The 22,489-nt window shown below is 51.2% G+C and carries 20 protein-coding genes and 2 riboswitches; all 20 genes read left to right on the top strand.

The features are described 5' to 3' along the window. Window positions 1-112: 112 nt before the first annotated feature. Complete coding sequence (locus QOL74_RS11340) at window positions 113-1,246, top strand: ABC transporter substrate-binding protein (RefSeq protein WP_283409595.1); 1,134 nt, start codon at window positions 113-115, stop codon at window positions 1,244-1,246. A 76-nt stretch (window positions 1,247-1,322) separates the two neighbouring features. Next, window positions 1,323-2,165, top strand: a complete 843-nt coding sequence (locus tag QOL74_RS11345) for an ABC transporter permease (RefSeq protein WP_283409596.1) — start codon at window positions 1,323-1,325, stop codon at window positions 2,163-2,165. Between the two features lie 29 nt (window positions 2,166-2,194). After that, the gene (locus QOL74_RS11350) at window positions 2,195-2,947 is read left to right on the top strand and encodes an ABC transporter ATP-binding protein (RefSeq protein WP_283409597.1); all 753 of its coding nucleotides are present in this window, start codon (window positions 2,195-2,197) and stop codon (window positions 2,945-2,947) included. A 75-nt stretch (window positions 2,948-3,022) separates the two neighbouring features. After that, the gene (locus QOL74_RS11355; protein ID WP_283409598.1) at window positions 3,023-4,180 is read left to right on the top strand and encodes a double-cubane-cluster-containing anaerobic reductase; all 1,158 of its coding nucleotides are present in this window, start codon (window positions 3,023-3,025) and stop codon (window positions 4,178-4,180) included. A gap of 66 nt (window positions 4,181-4,246) precedes the next feature. Further along, window positions 4,247-5,068: an acyl-CoA dehydratase activase gene (locus QOL74_RS11360; protein ID WP_283409599.1), complete on the top strand. Its 822-nt coding sequence runs from the start codon at window positions 4,247-4,249 to the stop codon at window positions 5,066-5,068. A 113-nt stretch (window positions 5,069-5,181) separates the two neighbouring features. Next, window positions 5,182-5,288, top strand: a riboswitch (glycine riboswitch). A 3-nt stretch (window positions 5,289-5,291) separates the two neighbouring features. Next, window positions 5,292-5,393: riboswitch (glycine riboswitch) on the top strand. A gap of 137 nt (window positions 5,394-5,530) precedes the next feature. After that, entirely contained in the window at window positions 5,531-6,643 is a 1,113-nt protein-coding gene (gene gcvT / locus QOL74_RS11365) for a glycine cleavage system aminomethyltransferase GcvT (RefSeq protein WP_283409600.1), read from the top strand. A 91-nt stretch (window positions 6,644-6,734) separates the two neighbouring features. After that, window positions 6,735-7,118 carry a glycine cleavage system protein GcvH gene (gene gcvH / locus QOL74_RS11370; protein ID WP_283409601.1) on the top strand — a complete coding sequence of 128 codons (384 nt, stop codon included), beginning with the start codon at window positions 6,735-6,737 and terminating at the stop codon, window positions 7,116-7,118. A gap of 1 nt (window position 7,119) precedes the next feature. After that, a complete protein-coding gene (gcvPA, locus tag QOL74_RS11375) occupies window positions 7,120-8,466 on the top strand; it encodes an aminomethyl-transferring glycine dehydrogenase subunit GcvPA (RefSeq protein ID WP_283409602.1) in 1,347 nt (448 codons plus the stop codon). After that, entirely contained in the window at window positions 8,463-9,932 is a 1,470-nt protein-coding gene (gcvPB, locus tag QOL74_RS11380; protein WP_283409603.1) for an aminomethyl-transferring glycine dehydrogenase subunit GcvPB, read from the top strand. Before gcvPA ends, gcvPB begins: the two co-directional genes overlap by 4 nt. 195 nt (window positions 9,933-10,127) lie before the next feature. Then, a complete protein-coding gene (locus QOL74_RS11385) occupies window positions 10,128-11,066 on the top strand; it encodes an AEC family transporter (RefSeq protein ID WP_283409604.1) in 939 nt (312 codons plus the stop codon). A 44-nt stretch (window positions 11,067-11,110) separates the two neighbouring features. After that, window positions 11,111-12,520 (top strand): dihydrolipoyl dehydrogenase, encoded by a 1,410-nt coding sequence (gene lpdA, locus QOL74_RS11390; protein WP_283409605.1) that lies wholly within the window; start codon window positions 11,111-11,113, stop codon window positions 12,518-12,520. Window positions 12,521-12,705: 185 nt separating this feature from the next. Next, on the top strand, window positions 12,706-13,251 hold the full coding sequence (locus tag QOL74_RS11395; RefSeq protein WP_283409606.1) for a peroxiredoxin: 546 nt from the start codon (window positions 12,706-12,708) through the stop codon (window positions 13,249-13,251). A gap of 194 nt (window positions 13,252-13,445) precedes the next feature. Next, window positions 13,446-15,326, top strand: coding sequence for a sigma-54 interaction domain-containing protein (locus tag QOL74_RS11400; protein ID WP_283409607.1), 1,881 nt, complete (start codon window positions 13,446-13,448; stop codon window positions 15,324-15,326). A gap of 374 nt (window positions 15,327-15,700) precedes the next feature. Then, a complete protein-coding gene (locus tag QOL74_RS11405; protein WP_283409658.1) occupies window positions 15,701-16,621 on the top strand; it encodes a thiamine pyrophosphate-dependent dehydrogenase E1 component subunit alpha in 921 nt (306 codons plus the stop codon). 14 nt (window positions 16,622-16,635) lie between these two features. After that, the gene (locus QOL74_RS11410; protein WP_283409608.1) at window positions 16,636-17,610 is read left to right on the top strand and encodes an alpha-ketoacid dehydrogenase subunit beta; all 975 of its coding nucleotides are present in this window, start codon (window positions 16,636-16,638) and stop codon (window positions 17,608-17,610) included. A 100-nt stretch (window positions 17,611-17,710) separates the two neighbouring features. After that, on the top strand, window positions 17,711-18,778 hold the full coding sequence (locus QOL74_RS11415) for a DctP family TRAP transporter solute-binding subunit (protein WP_283409609.1): 1,068 nt from the start codon (window positions 17,711-17,713) through the stop codon (window positions 18,776-18,778). A gap of 94 nt (window positions 18,779-18,872) precedes the next feature. Beyond that, window positions 18,873-19,346 (top strand): TRAP transporter small permease, encoded by a 474-nt coding sequence (locus tag QOL74_RS11420; protein WP_283409610.1) that lies wholly within the window; start codon window positions 18,873-18,875, stop codon window positions 19,344-19,346. A gap of 5 nt (window positions 19,347-19,351) precedes the next feature. Beyond that, window positions 19,352-20,635, top strand: coding sequence for a TRAP transporter large permease (locus tag QOL74_RS11425; protein ID WP_283409611.1), 1,284 nt, complete (start codon window positions 19,352-19,354; stop codon window positions 20,633-20,635). 36 nt (window positions 20,636-20,671) lie between these two features. Further along, window positions 20,672-21,148, top strand: coding sequence for a PPC domain-containing DNA-binding protein (locus QOL74_RS11430; protein ID WP_283409612.1), 477 nt, complete (start codon window positions 20,672-20,674; stop codon window positions 21,146-21,148). Between the two features lie 4 nt (window positions 21,149-21,152). Further along, on the top strand, window positions 21,153-22,472 hold the full coding sequence (locus tag QOL74_RS11435) for a dihydrolipoamide acetyltransferase family protein (RefSeq protein ID WP_283409613.1): 1,320 nt from the start codon (window positions 21,153-21,155) through the stop codon (window positions 22,470-22,472). Window positions 22,473-22,489 lie beyond the last annotated feature (17 nt).

Raw genomic sequence — 22,489 nt, forward strand, 5'->3', positions numbered from 1 at the left:
AATGAAAAATGAAAAAAGCATTGAGCTAATTGATTGGACGCGGCGTTTCAAGTGACAGTATAATAACTGGTGGCACGTTAAATAAATAACCAACATTCAGAGGGGGAACACCATGTTATTCAGATTAAAAGAAAAAAACATCAGGCTGGTACTGCTGCTACTGGTACTGACGCTGATGGTGGGCTGTTCAGGAAGTACTGAAGCAGATAATACCGAAATTCCGGATCTGAAAGTGGCGTATGTTTTCACCAATCACCAAACACCACTGATGGTGGCGGCCAGCAGGGCAGAAGCCTTTGAAGCAGACGGAACCTGGCTGAAAACAGTGATTGAACGGGAGCAATACGTACTGATGCAAGGCGATGAACCCATTGCCAATATTGATTTGATTGTCAATAAAAATGGTTCTGAAACCATGACCATGATGACCCAGGGACATGTGGATCTGGCGCTGGCTTCCAGTGCCGCCTTTATCGCGGCGGTGGATAAAGGCGCAGAGCTGAAAATGTTGTGTCCGGTACACACTGAGGGGATTGGTCTTGTGATGGCCCAGGATGCTGACGTTGACAACTGGGAAGCCTTTGCTTCCATGACCCGTGAATCTGATGCACCTGTCATGGTGGGATACCATTCGCCAACCAGTGCGCCAGTGATTCTTTTTGCTGCGGCACTTGATGATGCCGGACTCAGCTACACCAAAAATCCTGATGATGTGACAGCGGATATTTTACTGGTGGATCTCAAGGGTACCAATAATTTGCTGCCGGCATTGACCAGTCAGCAAGTGGAAGCCTGGGTGGGGCCGTCGCCTTATCCTGAGCTGGCCGTGACAGAAGGCGTTGGAAAAATGGTGCTGGATCTTCGGGAAATGCCGCCTGCAGGAAAATGGCATGATTTCCCCTGCTGTGTGGCCGGGGCGACACAAGCGGCCATTGAGAATCACGGCGAAGCGGTGGAAGCATTTACCAGACTGCTGACAGTGGCGGCAGACTATGCAGCCAATCATCCGGAGGAGGCTGCCCAAATTACCTCAGATTTTACAGGGGTGTCACTGGAAGCCGCCAGAATGTCTGAGATAAAATACACCACCAACCCCAGCGAAACATGGGTGACAAACCTGGGACTGGTGTATGATGTGCTGCATGAAAGTGATGGTTTGAATGAGCAGTTTGCAGATAAATCGTATGTGGAAACCCATGATGAAATCTTTGATTTCAGCTTTATCCATTCAATTATGGGACAGTAGACAGGCATTAGCGGTAAACGATGCGTCGAGACACAATTATTGTGGCATCAGACAGAAAACACACAGGGAGATACCCATGAACAAACAATTTAAATGGACCAAATGGATGACACCGGTGATACTGCCGGTTTTCTTTTTAATCATATGGCAACTGGCGGCCGTTAAAATGGATAACCGGATGGTACTGCCCACAGTCAGTGCGGTATTGTCCATATTAGCAGAACCGACAGCTGAACTGGTCAGCATCGGTTCGCTGATTCGCAACACCTGGATCAGCCTGCTCCGGGTTGCACTGGGGTACCTGACAGCGGCGATGATTGCCATTCCGCTGGGCGTTTTCATCGGATATTCGAAAAGACTTGACCGACTGGTGATGCCCTTCCTGAGTCTTTTTCGCCCAATTGCTCCCCTGGCCTGGGTTCCCCTGGTGCTGGCCTGGTTTGGTGTCAGCAGCCTGGCCACCATGATGGGAATCAGAGGCGGTCAGTACTATTCGCTGTTGCACAATATTAAACTATCAATGATATTTATCATCTTTATCGGAGCTTTTTTTCCAATTTTGACCAACAGCATCTATGGTGTGAAAAATGTAAAACAGACCCTTGTGGATTCAGCAAAAACCCTGGGAGCAACCAGACGTGAAATTATGATGAAGGTTTTGTTGCCTGGGGCGCTTCCTTCAATGGTGACGGGACTACGCGTGGGACTTGGGGTTGCCTGGATGTGTCTGGTATCTGCGGAAATGCTGCCGGGAAGTCTGGCGGGAATCGGATATCTGATTACACACGCCTATACCCTCGCCCGCACAGATATTGTCATTGCCGGCATGATTTGTATTGGCCTTGTGGGCGGGTTGATGGATTTCCTGTTTTGCAAAATTGAGGATCGCTGGTTTCGCTGGCAAAAGCTTGAAAAATAGTGTGTTTGTGACGTTGGGAGGCTCGGTAAATGATTGAAGTGCAGCGTGTATCAAAGGTCTTTCATACGGAAAAAGGACAGCGGGTATTGGCAGTCAATGATATTCAGCTGGAAATTGATCATCAGGAGTTTGTCTGCCTGGTTGGGCCGAGCGGGTCAGGCAAATCAACACTGCTGCGGTTGATGGAAGGGTTGATTGAACCGACGGAGGGGCAGGTGCGCGTTCTTGGCGAACCGGTTCGTGGCCCCAGAAGTGACGCGGCCATGGTTTTTCAGGAGTATTCCCTGATGCCATGGAGAACTGTTCTTGATAACGTGACCTTTGGGCTGGAATTGCGGCAAGTGAAGCGGGCGGAACAGAAAAAGCAAGCCATGGCACTTTTGCAGCGATTTGGGCTCCAAGATTTTTCTCAATGCCTTCCCTATGAACTGTCGGGTGGCATGAAGCAACGTGCGGCCATCGCCAGGGCGTTGGCTGTCTCTCCCAAAATTCTTTACATGGACGAACCCTTTGGAGCCCTTGATGCCTACACCCGTTATCAAATGCAGCAGGATTTGATTGATTACTGGGTGGCCGATAAACGGACCATTGTGTTTGTCACCCACAGTGTGGAAGAAGCGGTTTTTCTGGCCACGAGAGTCATTCTAATGAGCCCTCATCCCGGAGAAATTGTGGCTGACTACGCCATTGATCTCCCTTATCCCAGAAATCGCTGGTGCGATAAATTTGGGGCGCATTTCAAAGAGATTCTCCAGCGGTTGGATGAGGTGAGCCGTCAGTAGAGCGGAATCTGGCACCATTTCCATGAGAAATGGATACAATCCATAAGAGGAAAATTTGGAAGGAGAGATGAATCAATGAACAGACCGGCCATGATGGAAAAAATCGAAGAACTGCGGGGCATCAATTCAGTTAAAATCAAGGAAGCCAGCGAAGCAGGGCGCAAGATAGTGGGGATGTACTGTGTGTTTTCGCCCCAGGAAATTGCCCTGGCGGCAGGGGCGATCCCTGTCAGCCTGTGCGGTACCAGCAATGACCCTGTAGAGGCGGCTGAAAAAGAGCTTCCCCGCAACCTCTGTCCCCTGATCAAGTCAAGCTACGGATTTGCCATCACCGATAAATGCCCGTACTTCTATTTCTCGGATATTTTGCTGGCAGAAACCACCTGTGATGGTAAGAAAAAAATGTACGAGCTCATGGGAAAATTAAAACCCATGCATTTAATGAACCTTCCCCAGACTGCCGATGGAGAAGAAAACCTGGCCCTCTGGAAAAATGAGATGGTGCGCTTTAAAAGCTACCTGGAAGATACGCTCAAGGTGGACATTACCGAAGACAAACTGAAGGAAGCCATTAAACTGGTGAACCGGGAAAGAGAAGCCATGAAGCGGCTTCATCAGTTGAATGCTCACAAACCAGCGCCGCTGACAGGCATGGACATGATGAAAGCCCAGTGGATCAAAGGGTTTAATGTCGACAAAGAAGACGGCATTGAAATGGTGGAGCAGCTGATTCGTGAAGTGGAAGAAAATATGGATGCGCTTAAAACAGCCATGGGACAGGAAGGCCCGCGTATTCTCTTGACAGGCGTGCCGGTGGGTATTGGTTCTGACAAGGTGATTCGTCTCATTGAAGAAGGTGGCGGCCGTGTGGTTGCACTGGAAAACTGTACCGGCTACAAAGGTTTGGATGTGTTGGTGGACGAAACCAAAGAGCCGCTGCAAGCCCTCGCCGAAAAATACCTGAGCACCCCCTGTTCATGTATGTATGATAACCAGGGACGACTGGATCTGATTGCCCGTATGGCAGCGGAGTATCAGGTTGACGGGGTGTTGGACCTCACCTGGCAGGCTTGTCACACCTACAATATCGAGTCATTCTTTGTCCGGGATTTTGTGCGTGAAGAGCTGGGTCTCCCTTTCATTCAAATTGAAACCGATTATTCAGAATCAGACGCAGGCCAGTTGAAGCTGCGTATTGACGCATTCCTTGAAACCATTGATACGAAGGCCTAACAGCAGCGATCAGGCACACTTAAGCGATCAGGCACACTTAAAAGAAGTGCCACAAGACAGGAACTAATGAAGAAAACATTTCAGAAAGAAGGGGTTGGCATGTACGCCGTTGGAATCGATATTGGCTCCACTGTCACAAAAGGCGTTCTCATGACAGATGGCATTGTGACAGGCACCCATCGCCTGCCCACCGGCTGGAGCCCCAGGGAGACTGGCCGACGCGTCCTTGCTGACCTGCTGGCACGGCATCAGGTTTGCCCGGGGGAGGTCCAGCAAATTGTGGCCACTGGCTATGGGCGTCAGACAATGGAGGAGGCCCATCGAAAAATCACAGAAATTACCTGCCATGCCCGGGGAGCTTACCATATCAATGCAGCCGTGAGAACGGTCCTTGACATCGGCGGGCAGGACAGTAAAGTGGTTCGCCTGGGTGACCGGGGGCAGGTGGTGGACTTCATCATGAATGATAAGTGTGCGGCCGGCACAGGCCGGTTTTTACAGGTGATGGCCACCCAGATGGAAGTGGATGTCAGCCAGCTGGAAGAACTGGCAGCAGAAGCAAAACCCGTACAACTGAACAACATGTGTACGGTTTTTGCCGAATCAGAGGTGGTGGGGCTTTTAGCATCTGGAGCCTCCAAAGCCAGCATCGCCGCAGGGCTGCTCACCTCTGTCGCCAGTAAAATCTGCACCCAGGCCCAACGGGTGGGTGTGGTGGAAGACGTGTTTTTTTCGGGAGGCCTGGCAGAAATCGGCTACCTGAAAAAAGTCATCCAGGAGAAACTGGGAGTACCGGTTCATCAATCACATTTGGCACAATATACAGGGGCCATCGGGGCTGCGCTGTCAGGAATGGCATCACTGGAACCGGCCGGCAAGGAGCAATGAATAACTTCCGGAAAACGACGGCCTTCATCATAAGATTGTGGTCTTTTTAACAAATGTTGTCAAATTCTGAAAATTAGAGTACAATAAAGGGGAAAAATGCATCACATAACCGAATGAAGGTCACGGGAGATCTCTGAATGACAAGGAGAGCCGAAGAAGCAATATACCGGACTGGACCCCTGGTATAGAATCTTTCAGGCAACAGGATCGTGGCTGGACGGGACTCTGGAAAGTTCCCCGGGGAACGCCGAAGGGGCAAGGTGAAAACAGTGGCGAATGATGCCGAACACCGTTTTCTCAGAAACTCTCAGGCCTGATAACAGAGGACATGCTGACACCATCACCAAGTGATGGGTTTGTGTGTCCTTTTTTCATGCCGATTTGAGGGTTGTCTGTTTAATGATTCACATGAATGAGGCAGTGATTTACGGGGTATGGTAGGAAATAGAGAGGAGGCGCGTTATGGAAGAATCAAGAAAGACACCGTTGACGGACTGGCACGCAGCCAATGGCGGTAAAATGGTGGTCTATGCCGGCTGGGAAATGCCGGTACAGTATGAGGGGCTCGTTGCTGAGCACAATGCCGTCCGTGAGCAGGCCGGCATGTTTGATGTGTCACACATGGGCGAGGTACTGGTGGAAGGACCGGAGGCACTGGCATATTTGCAAAAGCTGCTGACCAATGATTTTTCAGCCATGGTCAATGGCGAGATTCTCTACACCATGATGTGTTACCCCAACGGAACCGTGGTGGATGATCTGCTGGTGTACCGGTATGAGTCTGACCGGTACCTGCTGGTGATCAACGCCGGCAATGTGGATAAAGATGTGGCCTGGATGCAGGAGCAGGCAGCCGGATACCAGGTGAGTCTCACCAACCAGTCTTCGGAGACAGGTGAACTGGCCCTTCAGGGGCCTCTGGCAGAGGAAGTTTTACAGTTGCTGACAGATACCGACCTTTCAGAAATCGGCTTCTTTCATTTCAGGGATCACGTGGCCATTGCAGGCGTGCAGTGCCTGGTTTCCCGCACCGGGTATACCGGTGAGGACGGGTTTGAGGTATACACCCCCTGGAATGAACTGGAGAAAGTATGGGTGGCCATTATGGAGGCCGGTGCATCCAAAGGAGTCAAACCGGCTGGCTTGGGGTGCCGTGACACCCTGCGCTTTGAAGCCGGGTTACCCCTGTACGGGCATGAAATCTCCGACAGCATCACCCCGCTTGAAGCGGGACTGGGATACTTTGTCTCCCTGAAAAAAGAGGATTTCATCGGCCGGGAAGTGCTGGCTCAACAGAAGGAGCAAGGGCCGCCCCGAAAGCTGGTGGGCTTCGAACTCATTGAAAGGGGCATTGCCCGCAGTGACTATGAGGTGCTGCTTAATGGTGAAAAAATCGGCTTTGTCACCACGGGTTATTTATCTCCCACACTGAATAAAAACGTGGGACAGGCCCTGGTGGACAGGCAAAAAGTGGCAGGTGCCGAAACGCTGGAAGTTCAGATTCGAAACAAACAGGTGAAGGCAAAAATCGTGAAACTGCCCCTCTATCGGAAGAGAACCAAGGCCCGGGGATAACTCCCAGGTTCTATCAATAATCATCAACATCAATCAACATCAGGCACTACCAAAGAAAACCCCAAAAACATGAAAATGAGGAGGACTGAACATGAGAGTGATGAAAGACCTGCTGTTTACCAATGAGCACGAGTGGGTGGATGTACAGGGAGAGGAAGCCTATGTGGGACTGACAGAGTTCGCATCAAAAGCGCTGGGAGACATTGTGTTTGTGGAACTGCCGGAAGTGGATGAAGAGTACAGCGCCGGCGATTCCTTCGGAGTGGTGGAATCTGTAAAGGCTGCTGCAGACATGTACATGCCCCTGGACGGCGTTGTGACTGAAATCAACACTGAACTGGAAGATGACCCGGGTCAGATCAATCAGTCACCGCTGGAAAACTGGTTCCTGAAATTTAAAATCACCAACAAAAGCCAGCTGGATGAACTGATGACACCCGCTGATTATGAGCGTTTCTGTGAAGAGGAGGCATAATATGTTTCCATATATTCCCCACACCGAAGAAGATGTGAAATACATGCTGGATACGCTGGGGATGAAAGAGCTGGAAGAACTGTTTGCCGACATCCCCAAAGAAGTGCGTCTTGGCCGGGAGCTGAACTTGGAGGCACCGAAGTCAGAGCTGGAAGTCCAGCGGCTGATGAATGGCCTGGCAAACAAAAACAAGCCCACAGGCGAGCTTTTAAGCTTTCTGGGAGCCGGTGCCTATGACCATTACATTCCCACGGTGGTGAAACACATCACCGGCCGGTCGGAATTCTACACCGCCTACACCCCTTACCAGGCTGAAATCAGCCAGGGAACCCTGCAGGCCATCTTTGAATTTCAGACCATGATTGCCAACCTCACCGGGATGGATCTTTCCAATGCCTCCATGTATGACGGCTCCACAGCCACGGCAGAGGCGGCAGCAATGGCGGGAGATGCCACCCGGCGCAAGGAGATTCTTATTTCAGAGACCGTGCATCCGGAAACCCGCCAGGTACTGAACACCTATGCTCATTTCAATGGACTGAAAGTGGAAACGGTGCCCGCAGCAGCAGGTGTCACCGATCTTGAAAAGCTCAAGACCATGATCAGCAAAGAAACAGCCGGTGTCATTCTTCAGACACCCAACTTCTTTGGGATTATCGAAGAAGTGGAAGAAGTCGAAAAAATGATTCACGAAGTCAAGGGTCTGCTCATTATGAATGTGGATCCCATTTCCCTGGGCATTCTGAAAGCACCGGGCGACCTGGGTGCCGACATTGTGGTGGGTGAAGGCCATGCCATGGGGAATCCCATGAGCTACGGCGGCCCCTACCTGGGATTCATGGCCGCCACCACCAAACTGATGCGCAAGATGCCCGGCCGCATTGCCGGCCAAACCACCGATATTGAAGGCAAAACGGGCTATGTGTTAACCCTGCAGACCCGGGAGCAGCACATCCGCCGTGAAAAGGCCACCTCCAACATCTGCTCCAACCAGGCGCTGAACGCCCTGGCAGCGTTGGTGTATATGTCGGTGCTGGGTAAAAAAGGCATTCAGGAAGTGGCGCGCCAATCTTACAAAAAAGCCCATCATGCCCTGACGGAAATTGAGAAGGTGACAGGCTTTAAAAGAACCTTTGACAAACCTTTCTTCAAAGAATTTGCAGTACAGGTGCCCACATCACCGGCAGCTGTTAACGAAGCCCTTTTGAAAGAGGGAATTCTGGGCGGGTATGAACTGGGGAAACATTATCAGGATCAATCCAACAGCCTGCTTTTCTGCGTGACAGAAAAACGCACCCTGGATGACATCCAGCGGCTGGTGAAAGGTCTGGAGGTGGCAAAAGCATGAAAGAATACACCAAATTACTGTGCGACATTACAAAACCCGGCAGAACCGGATACCGGCTGCCGCCAGATGAACTGAAAGACATGGAGGTGGAGAAGGGAATTCCCGCCGGCATGCTGCGGCAGGATGAACCCGCATTGCCTGAGGTGAGTGAAGTGGATGTGATTCGCCATTTTGTCAACCTCTCCCAAAAGAACTTCGCCATCGACAAAGGCTTCTACCCCCTGGGTTCCTGCACCATGAAATACAATCCCAAAATCAATGAAGACATGGCGGCGCTGGCTGGCTTTGCCAATCTGCACCCTTATCAGCCGGAAGAAACGGTTCAGGGAGCCCTTCAGCTGATGTATGAACTGGATGAAATGCTGGCGGAAATCACCGGAATGGAGCGGGTAACCCTTCAACCGGCAGCCGGTGCCCACGGCGAAATGACCGGTCTGATGATCATGAAGGCTTATCATGAAAGCCGTGATGACCACAAACGAACCAAAATCATTGTGCCGGATTCAGCCCATGGCACCAATCCTTCCAGCGCTCAGGTGGTGGGTTTCGATGTGGTGGAAATCAAGTCCGACAAAAGCGGCAACGTTGACATTGAAAGCCTGAAGGCTGCCCTGAGTGACGAAGTGGCAGGCCTGATGCTGACCAATCCCAGTACCCTGGGACTCTATGAAGAAAACATTCAGGAAGTGGCCCGGCTGGTTCATGAAGCCGGGGGACTGCTGTACTATGACGGTGCCAATGCCAATGCCATTCTGGGAATTTCCCGTCCCGGCGACATGGGCTTCGATGTGGTGCATCTGAACCTTCATAAAACCATGACCACCCCCCACGGCGGCGGCGGTCCCGGCAGTGGTCCCGTGGGTGTGAAGAAACACCTGGTACCCTTCCTGCCGGCGCCCATGATTGAGAAAAAAGGCGATACCTACTATCTGGATGAAGACCGGCCCCAAAGCATCGGCCGTATTCGCGCTTTCTATGGCAACTTCGGCATCAATGTGCGGGCCTATACCTACATGAAAACCATGGGAGCGGAAGGGCTGAAAAAAGTCAGTCAGATGGCGGTGCTGAACGCCAACTACCTGATGCATCACCTGAAGAACTACTACCGTCTCCCCATCGACCGGGTGTGCAAGCATGAATTTGTGCTGGCAGGACTGGGCAAGAAAGAGCTGGAAGTCAATACCATGGATGTTGCCAAGCGTCTGCTGGATTACGGGTTCCATCCACCCACAGTCTATTTCCCTCTGATTGTGCCGGAAGCCCTCATGATCGAGCCCACTGAGACAGAAAGCCTGGAAACGCTGGATGCCTTTATTGAAGCCATGGCAGCCATCTCCAAAGAAGCCGACGAAAATCCTGAACTGCTGAAATCAGCACCTCACGTAACACCGGTGCGCAGGTTGGATGAAGTCAAGGCGGCCCGGCAGCCGGTGCTGAAATGCGCCATGCCGGAGGGGCCGCAGTAGCGTCATCAACAACTGACAAAGGGTTGAAGTGAAAGATTGCCGGAGATTCTCCGGCACTCTTTTTACGATTGACGGTTGAGAAAACCGGTTATGATGGCAGGAAAAAGTTTTGACGGGGCGCTTTGGGTCGGTTATAATCATGCATAACAATGAATAAGCCTAATGAAGATTAAGCCGGCTGAAGGAGCGACCACTATGATTTTTCTTAATGCAATTCAGAGTGTCCTTAGTATCATGATCATGATTGCCATCGGGTATGTGCTCACTAAAAGAGAGTGGTTTGACGAGCATACTTCCGCCATGTTTTCCCGGCTGGTGATGAACATCACCCTGCCGGCCATGATGGTGGCCAACATGATGAACTTTTTCGACCGGGAACAGCTCCTGGTCATGGGAATGGGATTTCTGATTCCCCTGGCGGGCATGCTCTTGTCTTACGGTTGCGCCAAACTGACAGCAAAGCTGTTTCGGATTCCTCAAAATCAGCAGGGTGTTTTTTCCTGCATGTTTGCCATGTCCAATACCATTTTTGTGGGATTGCCGGTGAATGTGGCTCTCTTTGGAGACGTGAGCATTCCCTATGTACTGATTTACTTTGTGGCCAATACCATCATGTTCTGGACTGTGGGAGTGTACGGCATCCGGCGTGATGCCCGGGAAGAAGGCGGATTTTCACTGCAGGCGCTGCGAAAGGTGTTTACACCTCCCTTTGTGGCTTTTTTATTCGCTGCGCTGCTGATCCTGCTGAACATTCCCCTGCCCCGGGTTGTTTTAGATACGGCCACCACTGTAGGCCGGATCACCACCCCTCTTTCCCTGTTTTTTGTGGGAATCGTACTGGTTTCGCTGCCTCTCAGCCAAATGAGGCTGAACAAGGCACTGGTGCTGGTACTGATGGGGCGGTATCTGATCTCACCACTGATGGTATATCTGTTGTTGCAATTGATACCGGTGCCCGCCATTATGCGCAATGTCTTTGTAATCCAGTCGGCCATGCCGGTGATGACTCAGGCGGTGATCGTGTCCCGGGCTTATGGGGCCGATGATCAGTTTGCAGCCCTGGGCGCCTCGGCGACCACCATCGCCAGTCTGGTGGTGATTCCCCTGTACCTGGTACTGCTGGGAGGGGCATAAGAAAAAACAAGGCGGCGTGCACCACTTTAAGGGAGGCAATTTGAATGAAGAAAGAATTGGTGATTATCGGAGCAGGTCCCGGTGGTTATGTGGCGGCCATTCGTGCGGCGCAGCTGGGCGCTCAGGTAACTCTTATTGAAGGAAGAGACATCGGTGGTACCTGCCTGAACCGGGGATGCATCTCCACCAAGGCACTGTATACCAATGCCAAAAAGATAAATGAATTAAAGGAAATGGCCCATTTCGGCATTCAGCTGGAAGGGTTTACCATCGATTTCGATACCATTCAGGAACGAAAGCAGTCAGTGGTGACCCAGCTGGTGTCAGGGATTGAACGGTTGCTGAAAGCCTACAAAGTGGAGATCATCAAAGGCTGGGCAACCCTGCAGGCAGATCAAACAATCGCAGTCGCCATGGAAGACGGCAGCACCCAGATTCTGGAAGCAGCACACATTCTGCTGGCGGCAGGCTCCAAGCCCTCTATTTTGCCGGTGGAAGGGGCCGATCTGCCAGGCGTCATCACCAGTGATGACCTGTTGAATATCGAGCACGTACCCAAGCGGCTGGCAGTGGCCGGCAGCGGTGTCATTGGCATTGAGCTGGCAGCCATTTTCCAGGCCTTCGGCTCTGAAGTAACGGTCATTTCTTCCACGCTGTTGAAACGCATGGATGGCGAAATGGTGAAACGGGTACAGCCATACCTGAAAAAACAAGGGCTGAACCTGCTTCAGGACTGCCGGGTCACCGGTGTGACACGTGAAAATGAGGTATTGACAGTGGAAGTGCGCAACAAGAAAACAGGTGACACAGACACCGTTACGGCCGATGTGCTATTGATGGCCCCTGGCCGGGAGCCCATGGTGGACCGTCTTGGTCTTGAAGCGGCGGGAGTGGCCCACGACGCCAAAGGTATCCGGGTGAACGACAACTTTGAAACCAATGTGCCTGGCATTTACGCCATCGGAGATGCTCTGGGGGGTATGATGCTGGCCCATGTGGCCTCTCACCAGGGAATTGCCGCGGTGGAAAGAATCATGGGACACACACCTGAAATTCGGCTGGATGTGGTGCCGGACTGTGTCTTCATGGATCCCCAGCTGGCAGGTGTGGGCAAAACAGAAGAAGAACTGAAAGAAGCGGGCATTCCCTACATTTCAGGCAAGTTCCTCTTTGGCGCCAATGGCAAAGCCCTTGCCATGGGTGAAACTGACGGATTTGTTAAAATACTGGCCCGGGAAGATGACCATCGGCTGCTGGGAGCTCATATTATGGGCCCTCATGCCTCAGACCTGATCCATGAACTGGCGCTGGCCCTGGCCCACGACATGACCCTGGAAGATGTGGCCAATACCATTCACGCCCATCCCACCCTGGCAGAAAGTGTGCTGGAGGCGGTGCTGGCCACCAAAGGCGAAGCCATTCACAACGCACCTCCCCGCAAACCGAAAAAATAACAGATCACATCAGGCAATATCTTCAGTCAACCGGCTCTCCAAAAGGGAGCCGGTAATACTTTGACCAATTATTAAAATAATTACAAATATGTATTGAAATTAATTACTATTTATGTTTAAATAGTTTATGACAGGATATAAATTAAAAAGAAAAACTCATTCAAACACATCAGGAGGTTGAAAAAATGGCAGAGCGTCTTGTTGGCAACAAAGCCCCTTACTTTGAAATGAAATATGTGGATGGTGAAGGGGAACGGTTTGGAAAGGTAACACTGGATGACTATAAGGGTAAATGGCTGGTCATGTTCTTCTATCCCCTTGATTTTACATTCGTTTGCCCCACTGAAATCACCGGAATTAACAGCCGGATTGAAGACTTCGCCAAAGCCAATGCCGAAGTGCTGGGCGTCAGCACAGACAGTGAACATTCCCATAAAGCCTGGATTCATCAGGCTCATGATAAGGGCGGTCTTGGAAAGCTCCAGTTCCCCCTGGCTTCTGATATGACACAGAAGGTGGCGAAGGATTATGGCGTGCTGGTGGAAGAAGACGGCATTGCCCTTCGCGGTCTTTTCATTATCGACCCTGAAGGTGTGGTCCGCTACAGTGTGGTCCATGACCTGAACGTAGGCCGCAGCGTGGAAGAAACCCTCCGGGTGCTCCAGGCATTGAAAACCGGCGGATTATGCCCTGTTAACTGGAATCCGGGAGACGAAACGCTGGAAGGTTAACCAACATCGATCATTTCGTTATTTCAGTCACTCCCTTTTTGGGCCGGCAGATCACTGCCGGTCTTTTTTTCTTTCATTTTTGGTGGAATGTGGTAGAATAAGACACAAATCAGAAACGACAGCCCGGTTGGGGAGCACAGCTGAAAACGGTTGCAGCGAAGAGCTGTTGCAATACAGGTAACGGAGGGGAACGCATGTCAGATGAACAAATACGGGATGATCAACTGAGTCGGATCAGAATCGATCAAAAAGCCTTTCAACACCTGCTGGAAGATAAGAAAGAGCTGATTCAAAATGCCCAGATTTTCATGGACTATATTTTTTCGTTTATGCCGGAAAAGAATTTTGTGATTGTCCTGACAGATGAAAAGGCCAATATTCTGAAGGTTGCCGGCGGACAAACGCTGATGCAGCTTTGCAATGATGAAATGCGATTTTTGGAAGGTACCTGCTGGATGAAGGAAGGGGTGGGCAAAACAGCCATCTCTGAAGCCATCAACACCGGCATGCCTGCAAAGCTGTGTGGTGAAGACCACCCCATGTCAGTGCATCAAAGCTGGTCCTGCTATGCGGCGCCCATCGTGGATGCCGACGGCATGCTCCAGGGGGTATTGTGCCTCACGGAAAACACCCGCCAGGAAAACCCCAATGCACTGGGCATGGTGATTGCATCTGCCAAAGGCATTGAAAATCAGATTAAGAACATGGACAAGGCCATCAAACTGAAAGAACAGTTGAAATACCAAAGTGCCATCGTGGAGAACATGTCCGATGGCTTCCTCACCATCGACCAGTATGGCAAACTTACATACATTAACCGAAAAGGGGCGGAACTGCTGGCCCTTGATCAGCATACCTGCATTGGCAAGCACGTGGGAGATCTGGTGCCCTTTAAACCCATCATTCTTGAAGTGCTGGAAACGGGGAAAGGGTATACCGACAGGGAATATGTGCTTGAAAACCTGAAAGGGAAAAAAATGCATCTCCTGAAGACGGCCATGCCCATTAAGGATGAACAGGGTGAATTGGTGGGTGTGATTGACATTTTCAAAGAGATTAAACAGATAAAAAAAATGATTAACTCCATGGTGGGGGCTCAGGCCACTTTCAGTTTTGGCGATATCCTGGGAAACAGCCAGGCATTGCGGGAGTGCATCCAAAAATCAAAGGTGGCGGCCCAAAGTCTTTCCAGTGTGTTGATACAGGGAGAAAGCGGTACGGGCAAGGAGCTTTTTGCCCATGCCATTCACCGGGAAAGCCAGCGGAGTGAAGGACCCTTTGTGGCCATCAACTGCGCTGCCATCCCCAAAGAGTTGATTGAAAGCGAACTTTTTGGTTATGCTGCCGGTGCCTTTACCGGCGGCGTGAAAGGCGGCCGTCCCGGCAAATTTGAGCTGGCGCATGGCGGCACCATTTTTCTGGATGAAATCGGCGATATGCCTCTCAATATCCAGGCCAAGCTGCTGCGGGTGCTTCAGGACAAGAAAATTGTCAGGGTGGGCGGCGATACGGTGTTTGATGTGGATGTGCGCATTGTTGCGGCGACCAACCGCAGCTTATACAACGACTGCACCAAGGGGTTGTTCCGGTGGGATATCTACTACCGTCTAAATGTGCTCAGCATTCAGCTGCCACCCCTGCGGGAGCGGGAGTGCGATGTGCGGCTGCTGGCAGATTTCTTTGTGCAGAAAATTGCCGGCCGGGAACAGAAAAATATTCAGGGCATCGACACCCGGGTGTATGAAATGCTCAAAGGGCATCACTGGCCCGGAAATGTGAGGGAGCTGGAAAATGTGATGGAACAAGCGGTCAACCTGTGTGATGCTGAACAGATCCTGCCGGAACACCTGCCAGCCTTTATTACCCGTGAAAGCGCTCCTGTGGAAGCGAAACCTGATTTAAACTTCTATCTAAGGCCTCTTGAGGATGTTGAAAAAGAAACCATCCTCAAGGCCCTTGCCTATACCAACGGGAATGTATCACGAACGGCCAAGCTGCTGAATGTCAGTCGAAATACACTTTACAACAAAATGCAGAAATATGATGCTGTATCAACAGTGAATGCAGGGGAATAAGGGGTTGAAACATGGAATGCATGCTCAAAAAATGAGCACTGCTCAAATAATGCGCAAATCAAGCTGAAAAGCTTGCGATATTGGGAAGCACAGGATTATCAAGTAAAAAAACTGCTCATTTGTTGAGCAGTTTTTCGATTTTGATGACAATTAAATGGATATAGTCTGTGTTGGAAAAGACGCACTTCAGCAGGAACACCATTAGACAATTCGTGTAACCCTTGAAAACAGCTGTGCGCCAGATAAAGATCTTCAGACAGGAAAAACTGGCACGGCCTTTGCAATAAAGATGGTCAGGACAAACCAGTTTAAAAACTGTTCAGGAGGTGTCGGATTTGTATTCAAAGGAATTATTAGTTCACTTTTATCGCACCATGGTACGGATTCGCCGCTTTGAGGAATCCATCAGTGAATTCTCTCAAAAAGGTGAAATCCCGGGTTTTGTCCACCTCTACATTGGTGAAGAAGCCATTGCCACCGGCGTATGTGCCAATCTTACCAAAAAAGACTACATTCAGAGCACGCATCGCGGCCATGGACATACCATTGCCAAAGGTGCACAGGTGGATCGCATGATGGCAGAGCTTTTTGGCAAGAAAACCGGCTACTGCAAAGGAAAAGGCGGCTCCATGCACATTGCTGACTTCAGTGTGGGCATGCTGGGAGCCAACGGCATTGTCGGCGGGGGCTATAACATGGCCGTAGGGGCTGGATTGGCTGAGACGCTGAAAGGAACAGACAACATCTCGGTGGTGTTCTTTGGAGACGGCGCCTCCAACAGAGGCACCTTTCATGAGGCCCTGAACATGGCGGCAGTATGGAAACTGCCGGTGATCTTCGTTTGTGAAAACAACGAATGGGCTTCCACCACGGCCCTCCATGAGCAGACAGCAGTGAAAGACATTGCCGTGAGAGCGGTGGCCTATGACATCCCCGGGTGCACGGTTGACGGCAACGATGTTTTTGCCGTTTACGAAGCAGCCCAGGAAGCGGTGGAACGGGCCCGCAGGGGTGAGGGACCAACCCTGCTGGAGGCTAAAACCCTGCGCATTGACGGCCACTTTGTGGGAGACCCCCAAGTGTACCGCAGCCGGGAAGAAACAATGAATCGTTTCAAGGCAAACGATCCCATTATACGTTTTGAAGAAAAAGCAGTGCAGGACCAGTTGTTGTCAGAAGAAGAACTGAAAACCATCCGTGATGAAGTGGAACAGGAGATACAGGAAGCCATCACCTTTGCGCTGGAAAGTCCTTTTCCCGATGTTTCAGAACTCTATACGGATCTATACGTATAACAGGAGGGTACAGGATGAAAACGATAACCTTTTCACAGGCCACCCTGGAGGCCATGCAGGAAGAAATGCGACGGGATAACACTGTCTTTGTCATGGGAGAAGATATTGCCAAACAGGGAGGCATCTTCGGACAGTTCAAGGGACTTCCTGAAGAGTTCGGCCATGACCGGGTGCGTGATACCCCCATTTCTGAGACAGCCATCGTTGGAGCTGCCGTCGGAGCAGCCCTGGCGGGAACACGGCCGGTGGCAGACATGCACTTTGCCGATTTCATCGGCGTCTGCATGGATGAAGTCTTTAATCAAATGGCAAAAATCCGCTACATGTTTGGCGGTCAGACATCGGTTCCCATGGTCTTGCGGGCACCCGACGGGCTGGTTCGTTCAGCTGCAGCACAGCACTCCCAGAGTGTGGAATCATGGTTTCTTCACATTCCCGGACTGAAAGTGGTGGCACCTTCCAACCCGGCAGATGCCAAAGGGCTTCTCAAAGCTGCTATTCGGGACGACAATCCGGTCTTGTACTTTGAAAACAAAGACCTTTTCCGCCAGAGTGGCGAAGTGCCGGAAGATGAAGATTTTCTGGTGCCCATCGGCAAGGCCAACGTGGTGAAGGAAGGCAAAGATGTCACCATCGTTTCCTACTCCATTATGATGAAAAACGCCATGGAAACCGCAGAAATACTGGCAAAAGACGGCATTGATGCTGAAGTCATTGATCTGCGAACCATCTCGCCCATCGACAGAGAAGCTATTTTAACCTCTGTGAGTAAAACCCACCGCCTGCTGATTGCCCACGAAGCCGTGAAAATTGGCGGGGTGGGTGCGGAGATTTCAGCCATGGTGGCAGAAGAAGCCATTGATCAGCTGGATGCCCCCATTGTCCGCGTGGGAGCCAAGTACACCCCTGTGCCATTCAGCCCCACGCTGGAAGCGGCCTATCGTCCCACCACGGCAGAAATGGTGGCAGGCATCAAAGGAATGTTTTAGGAACTGAAGCGCTGATGATCCTTGAAGGGCATGGCTCAGACCTGCCGTATCGGCAGGTCTGTCATGATAAACAAAAAAAGAGAACGAAGGAGGAGAAAGAATGAAAAAGAAGTTGGTACTTGTATTGGCATTGCTAATGTTGGTGAGTCTTTTTGCCACTGCCTGTGGGCAGTCAACCCCCGCTCCAGCTCCAGCTCCGGAACCGGCAGCAGAAGGCAGTGAACCGGCAGCAGCCCCTGAGGTTGAGTTTCCGGAAATGACCCTGCGCATGAGCGTCACCACTTCCGATGTGGGCTCCTGGTACATGGGCGGTATGAAAATGGCTGAAATTGTCAGCGAGCGCACCGGTGGCAAAGTGAATATCGAAGTGTACCCCAACGAACAGCTCTCCGGTGGTAACCAGGGAGTTGGTATTGAGCAGGTGCAGCAGGGCGTGACTGACATGTCCTTCCACTCCACCATCATTTACTCCATCATGGATCCCAAGTTCAGCGTGGTCTCCATGCCCTGGATCATTCCCAACATCAGTGACATGGATCAGGCCATGGCGGGTGAACCGGGCGAAGCCATCAAAGAGATCGTTCGCAGCAAGGGAATCGAACCCCTGGCCTTTGGTGAAAACGGTTACCGTCAGTTGACCACCAACCGCCGTGCGGTTAGAACCCCGGCGGATATGAGCGGCATGAAAATCCGTATCCCCGGTATTCAAATGTACATCGACCTTTTCCAGGCACTGGGAGCTGACCCAACAGCCATGAACTTTGCAGAAGTGTTTACTGCCCTTCAGCAGGGAACCATCGACGGTCAGGAGAACCCACTGCCGGTCATTACCACCAACCGGCTCTATGAAGTACAGGAATATGTGACCCTGTGGAACTACTCTTATGACCCACTGGTCATCGGTATCAACATGAACAAATTCAACTCCTTCAGCCCGGAACTGCAGCAGATCTTCCGTGAAGCCGCAGCAGAAGCAGCAGCTTACCAGATCGACCTGAACCGTCAGGAAGAAGCAGAAGCTATTGCCTTCCTGGAAGAGCAGGGAATGGAAGTCATTGAACTGACAGATGCAGAAGTGGCTGCATTCCGTGACCTGATGGCACCGGTTTATGAAAAATATGAACCTATCATTGGGGAAGACCTGATGAACCTGTTCCTGAATTTCTAAAAAGCATCAGCAATCCATTTGGTTTTGCAACCCTTAAAACGTTACAGCCGCGGTCTGTCATTGGCAGACCGCACTGTAGCATGGAGGTGCCATCATGATCAAGTACTACAATCAACTGGAACGTATGGCCAAACTGATCCTTATTCTAAGTCTGGCAGTGATGGCCATTATTAATATTGCCAATGTTGTGTCCCGCTATCTTCTCAGCACATCCCTGGCATACACTGAAGAACTGGTCACCAATCTATTTGTCTACAACACCTTTATTGGGGCCAGTGTAGCCGCCCGAAAGGGAGCTCATCTGGGTATGCCCATTATTTATGACCGATTAAACGAAAAAAACCAGCGGTGGATGATGTTTGGCGTGGCACTGCTGTCAGCGGCGCTTTTTCTGGTACTGCTGCGATTCGGCTTCACCATGGCCCGCGACCAGTTCAACTTCGGTCAGCGAACCCCTGCACTGGGACTACCTGCCTGGATCTTTGGCGCAGCCATTCCCATTGGCGGTCTGTTTATGGCAGCGGCCTTTTTAGTGGGCGGCTATGAAACCCTGAAAGGAAAGAGGTGATCAACATGAGCCCGGTAGCCTTAACGTTGTTTGGATCACTGTTCATCCTTCTGATCCTGAATGTTCCCATTGCGGTATCACTGGCCTTATCTTCCGTTGTGACACTTTTTATTTTTGATATCCCGCTGTCTATTTTTCCCTTCACCATGTACACGGCAACGGCCAAGTTCACATTACTGGCCATTCCTTTTTTCATTCTGGCAGGCACCATTATGGAAAAATCAGGGATCTCCAAAAGGCTCATCAATTTTGCCAATCTGGTGGTGGGTCATCTGAAGGGTGGTCTGGCCATTGTCACCGTGCTAACCTCCTGTTTCTTTGCAGCCATTTCCGGTTCAGGGCCGGCAACCGTGGCAGCCCTGGGGAATATGCTGGTGCCCGCCATGGAAGAATCAGGATATGACAAAGGAATGTCGGCGGCCCTGCTTTCTGCCTCCGGAGCCATTGGCATCATCATACCTCCCAGTATTGCCTTTGTGGTGTACGGGGTGGTGGCGCAGGTGTCCATCGGGAAACTCTTTATTGCAGGGATTATTCCTGGTCTTTTATTCGGGTTGACGCTCATTGTGGCCAGTCTCATTGTTTCCCGCAAATATAATATCAAGCAAACAGGTGCGGCAACGGGAAAACAGCTGAGAAAAGCCTTTGTGGAGGCCATTTGGGGTATTATGACCCCGGTGATCATCCTTGGCGGTATCTACGGTGGTATTTTCACACCTACAGAAGCAGCCGGTGTGGCGGTTTTCTATGGGTTGATTGTAGGGCTGTTCATCTATCGTGATCTGAAACCCAAAGCCGTTCCCAGTCTGCTGGTGGAATCCTCTGTCAGCTCGGCGGTGGTGATGCTCATTGTGGCCGCGGCTTCCCTCTTTGCATGGATCATTACCACCCAGGGAATTGCCCGGGATCTGGCAGATGTGCTCCTAAGCATTACTTCCAACAAGTATGGCATCCTCATGATCATCAACATCATTCTGCTCATTGCCGGCTGTTTTATCGATGCCGTCAGTGCCTATTACATTTTGATGCCCATCTTCCTTCCCATTCTCAACATCGTGGGAATTGACCTCCTTCATTTTGGGGTGGTGATGACGGTGAACCTGGCCATCGGGCAGATCACACCACCGGTGGGTGTGAACCTTTATGTGGCTTGCGGTATTGCCGATATCGGCATCAACCGAATTTCCAAGTCCATTGTACCCTTCCTGGTGGCTTCACTGGTGGCACTTTTACTGGTGACGTACCTGCCCATCCTGTCGCTGGGATTACCGGCACTCATGGGTATGTAACATCACACGGCCATTAGCCGGAAAAGGAGGATGACTGTGAGCTATACAGCAGCCGCTACCCGGGGTAAGACCCTGGTGGCACGCATATTACCCGGAGAAGACCTGATTCCCTCCATCATCGAATGTTGTCGGGAACATGGTGTTAAGGCCGGCTTTATCACCGTGTGCATCGGCAGTCTGCGCAAGGCATCTTTTGTCTACGCGGTGGAGAACAAAGAGACATATTACAAAATGGTTTACAGTGAGGCACAAAAGCTGGATGGCCCCTTTGAGTTTCTGGGAGGCCAGGGGCTGGTGGGGCTGGACGAACATGACGGCTGGCAGGTTCATCTCCATGCATCTTTCTGCGACAAAGATCGGAATGTGCTGGCAGGACACATGCTGGATGAAGGGAATCTGGTGTTGGCCACCATGGAAGTGGTGATCCAGGAAATCAGCGATATTTCCCTGAAACGCATCTATCATCATCAAAGCGGGTTCAGCTTCTTTACCCCTTTGCCGAAAGAGGAGTGAAAACATGGCAACCATTCTCAATATGCCGAAACTGGGCCTGACCATGACAGAAGGCACTGTTTCCAAATGGAATAAAAAAGAAGGCGACTTGGTGGAAAAAGGAGAAATCCTCTACGAAGTGGCCACAGATAAGATTAATAATGATGTGGAATGTACGGTTTCCGGAACCTTGTTGAAAATTCTGGTGCCGGAGGGTCAAAAGCAGCAGATTAAAGCACCGGTAGCCATTATCGGAGAAGCAGGGGAAGACATCACCGCCCTGCTGAACGAGGCTGGAACAGCCCCTGAAGAGACGCCAAAAGAAGTGCCGGCAGCAGCTTCGACAGCGTCCGGCCCGGCCCCAACAGTGCCGGCGGCAGCAGTGGTGACAGAAGGATACGTGAAAGCCTCGCCCCTGGCCAAAAAACGGGCCAGGGAGTTGGGGCTTGACCTGGCCCGAATTGCCGGTACCGGCCCTGAGGGACGGGTGGTTGAAAAGGATGTGCTGCAGGCATCAGCAGCAGGAGCGGCCTATAAAATTTCACCGGCAGCGGCGGGAATGGCCCGTACAGCCGGGATTGATCCGGTCACCATTGGTAAAGACGGCCGCATCATGAAAGAAGACATTCTGAAACAAATGGCAGACCAGGCCCGTCTGGCGGGCAGCAACCTGACCGAGACCCGCATTCCCATGACACAAATGCGCCAAGTCATTGCCGAGCGTATGCTTCAAAGTGTGCAGGTTTCACCGGCGGTTCATTATCAGCTGCGGGTGGATGCCACTGAAATGATGAACTTCCGTGACCGTGTGAAACAAAAAAGCAAAATCACCTACACTGATATCCTGGTGGCCATCACTGCCCGGGTGCTGCGCAGGCATCCCCTGCTGAATGCCAGTGTGGACGGTAATGACATTTTGGTGCGCAACTATGTGAACATGGGTGTGGCAGTTGCTTTGGAAGAAGGTTTGCTGGTGCCTGTGGTGAAAAATGCGGACCTGAAAAGTTTCCGTGAAATTGGCCGCGAGATCAGTGAACTGGCGGCAAAGGCCAGAGGCAATGCCCTCACCATGGAAGAAATGAGCGGCGGCACCTTCACCATCACCAATTTGGGCATGTTTGGCATGGAGGCCTTCACCCCCATTATCAATCAGCCGGAAGTGGCCATTCTGGGCGTCAACAGTATTGTGGAAACACCGGTTTCAGAAAATGGCACACTGGTCTTCAAGCCCATGATTAACCTGAGTCTGTCGGCGGACCACCGGGTGGTGGACGGTGCCGTGGCAGCGCATTTCATGCAGGATCTGAAGGAAGCTGTTGAAAATCCCCTCACACTTCTCTGGTAGACAGTGTGATTAACTGA

The organism is Anoxynatronum buryatiense (assembly GCF_900182905.1).
GTDB classification, from domain to species: domain Bacteria; phylum Bacillota; class Clostridia; order Peptostreptococcales; family Tindalliaceae; genus Anoxynatronum; species Anoxynatronum buryatiense.

Coding starts and splice junctions, on each gene's coding strand:
- QOL74_RS11340 (WP_283409595.1), top strand. CDS start 113: ATGTTATTCAGATTAAAAGAAAAAAACATCAGGCTGGTACTGCTGCTA.
- QOL74_RS11345 (WP_283409596.1), top strand. CDS start 1,323: ATGAACAAACAATTTAAATGGACCAAATGGATGACACCGGTGATACTG.
- QOL74_RS11350 (WP_283409597.1), top strand. CDS start 2,195: ATGATTGAAGTGCAGCGTGTATCAAAGGTCTTTCATACGGAAAAAGGA.
- QOL74_RS11355 (WP_283409598.1), top strand. CDS start 3,023: ATGAACAGACCGGCCATGATGGAAAAAATCGAAGAACTGCGGGGCATC.
- QOL74_RS11360 (WP_283409599.1), top strand. CDS start 4,247: ATGAAGAAAACATTTCAGAAAGAAGGGGTTGGCATGTACGCCGTTGGA.
- gcvT (WP_283409600.1), top strand. CDS start 5,531: ATGGAAGAATCAAGAAAGACACCGTTGACGGACTGGCACGCAGCCAAT.
- gcvH (WP_283409601.1), top strand. CDS start 6,735: ATGAGAGTGATGAAAGACCTGCTGTTTACCAATGAGCACGAGTGGGTG.
- gcvPA (WP_283409602.1), top strand. CDS start 7,120: ATGTTTCCATATATTCCCCACACCGAAGAAGATGTGAAATACATGCTG.
- gcvPB (WP_283409603.1), top strand. CDS start 8,463: ATGAAAGAATACACCAAATTACTGTGCGACATTACAAAACCCGGCAGA.
- QOL74_RS11385 (WP_283409604.1), top strand. CDS start 10,128: ATGATTTTTCTTAATGCAATTCAGAGTGTCCTTAGTATCATGATCATG.
- lpdA (WP_283409605.1), top strand. CDS start 11,111: ATGAAGAAAGAATTGGTGATTATCGGAGCAGGTCCCGGTGGTTATGTG.
- QOL74_RS11395 (WP_283409606.1), top strand. CDS start 12,706: ATGGCAGAGCGTCTTGTTGGCAACAAAGCCCCTTACTTTGAAATGAAA.
- QOL74_RS11400 (WP_283409607.1), top strand. CDS start 13,446: ATGTCAGATGAACAAATACGGGATGATCAACTGAGTCGGATCAGAATC.
- QOL74_RS11405 (WP_283409658.1), top strand. CDS start 15,701: ATGGTACGGATTCGCCGCTTTGAGGAATCCATCAGTGAATTCTCTCAA.
- QOL74_RS11410 (WP_283409608.1), top strand. CDS start 16,636: ATGAAAACGATAACCTTTTCACAGGCCACCCTGGAGGCCATGCAGGAA.
- QOL74_RS11415 (WP_283409609.1), top strand. CDS start 17,711: ATGAAAAAGAAGTTGGTACTTGTATTGGCATTGCTAATGTTGGTGAGT.
- QOL74_RS11420 (WP_283409610.1), top strand. CDS start 18,873: ATGATCAAGTACTACAATCAACTGGAACGTATGGCCAAACTGATCCTT.
- QOL74_RS11425 (WP_283409611.1), top strand. CDS start 19,352: ATGAGCCCGGTAGCCTTAACGTTGTTTGGATCACTGTTCATCCTTCTG.
- QOL74_RS11435 (WP_283409613.1), top strand. CDS start 21,153: ATGGCAACCATTCTCAATATGCCGAAACTGGGCCTGACCATGACAGAA.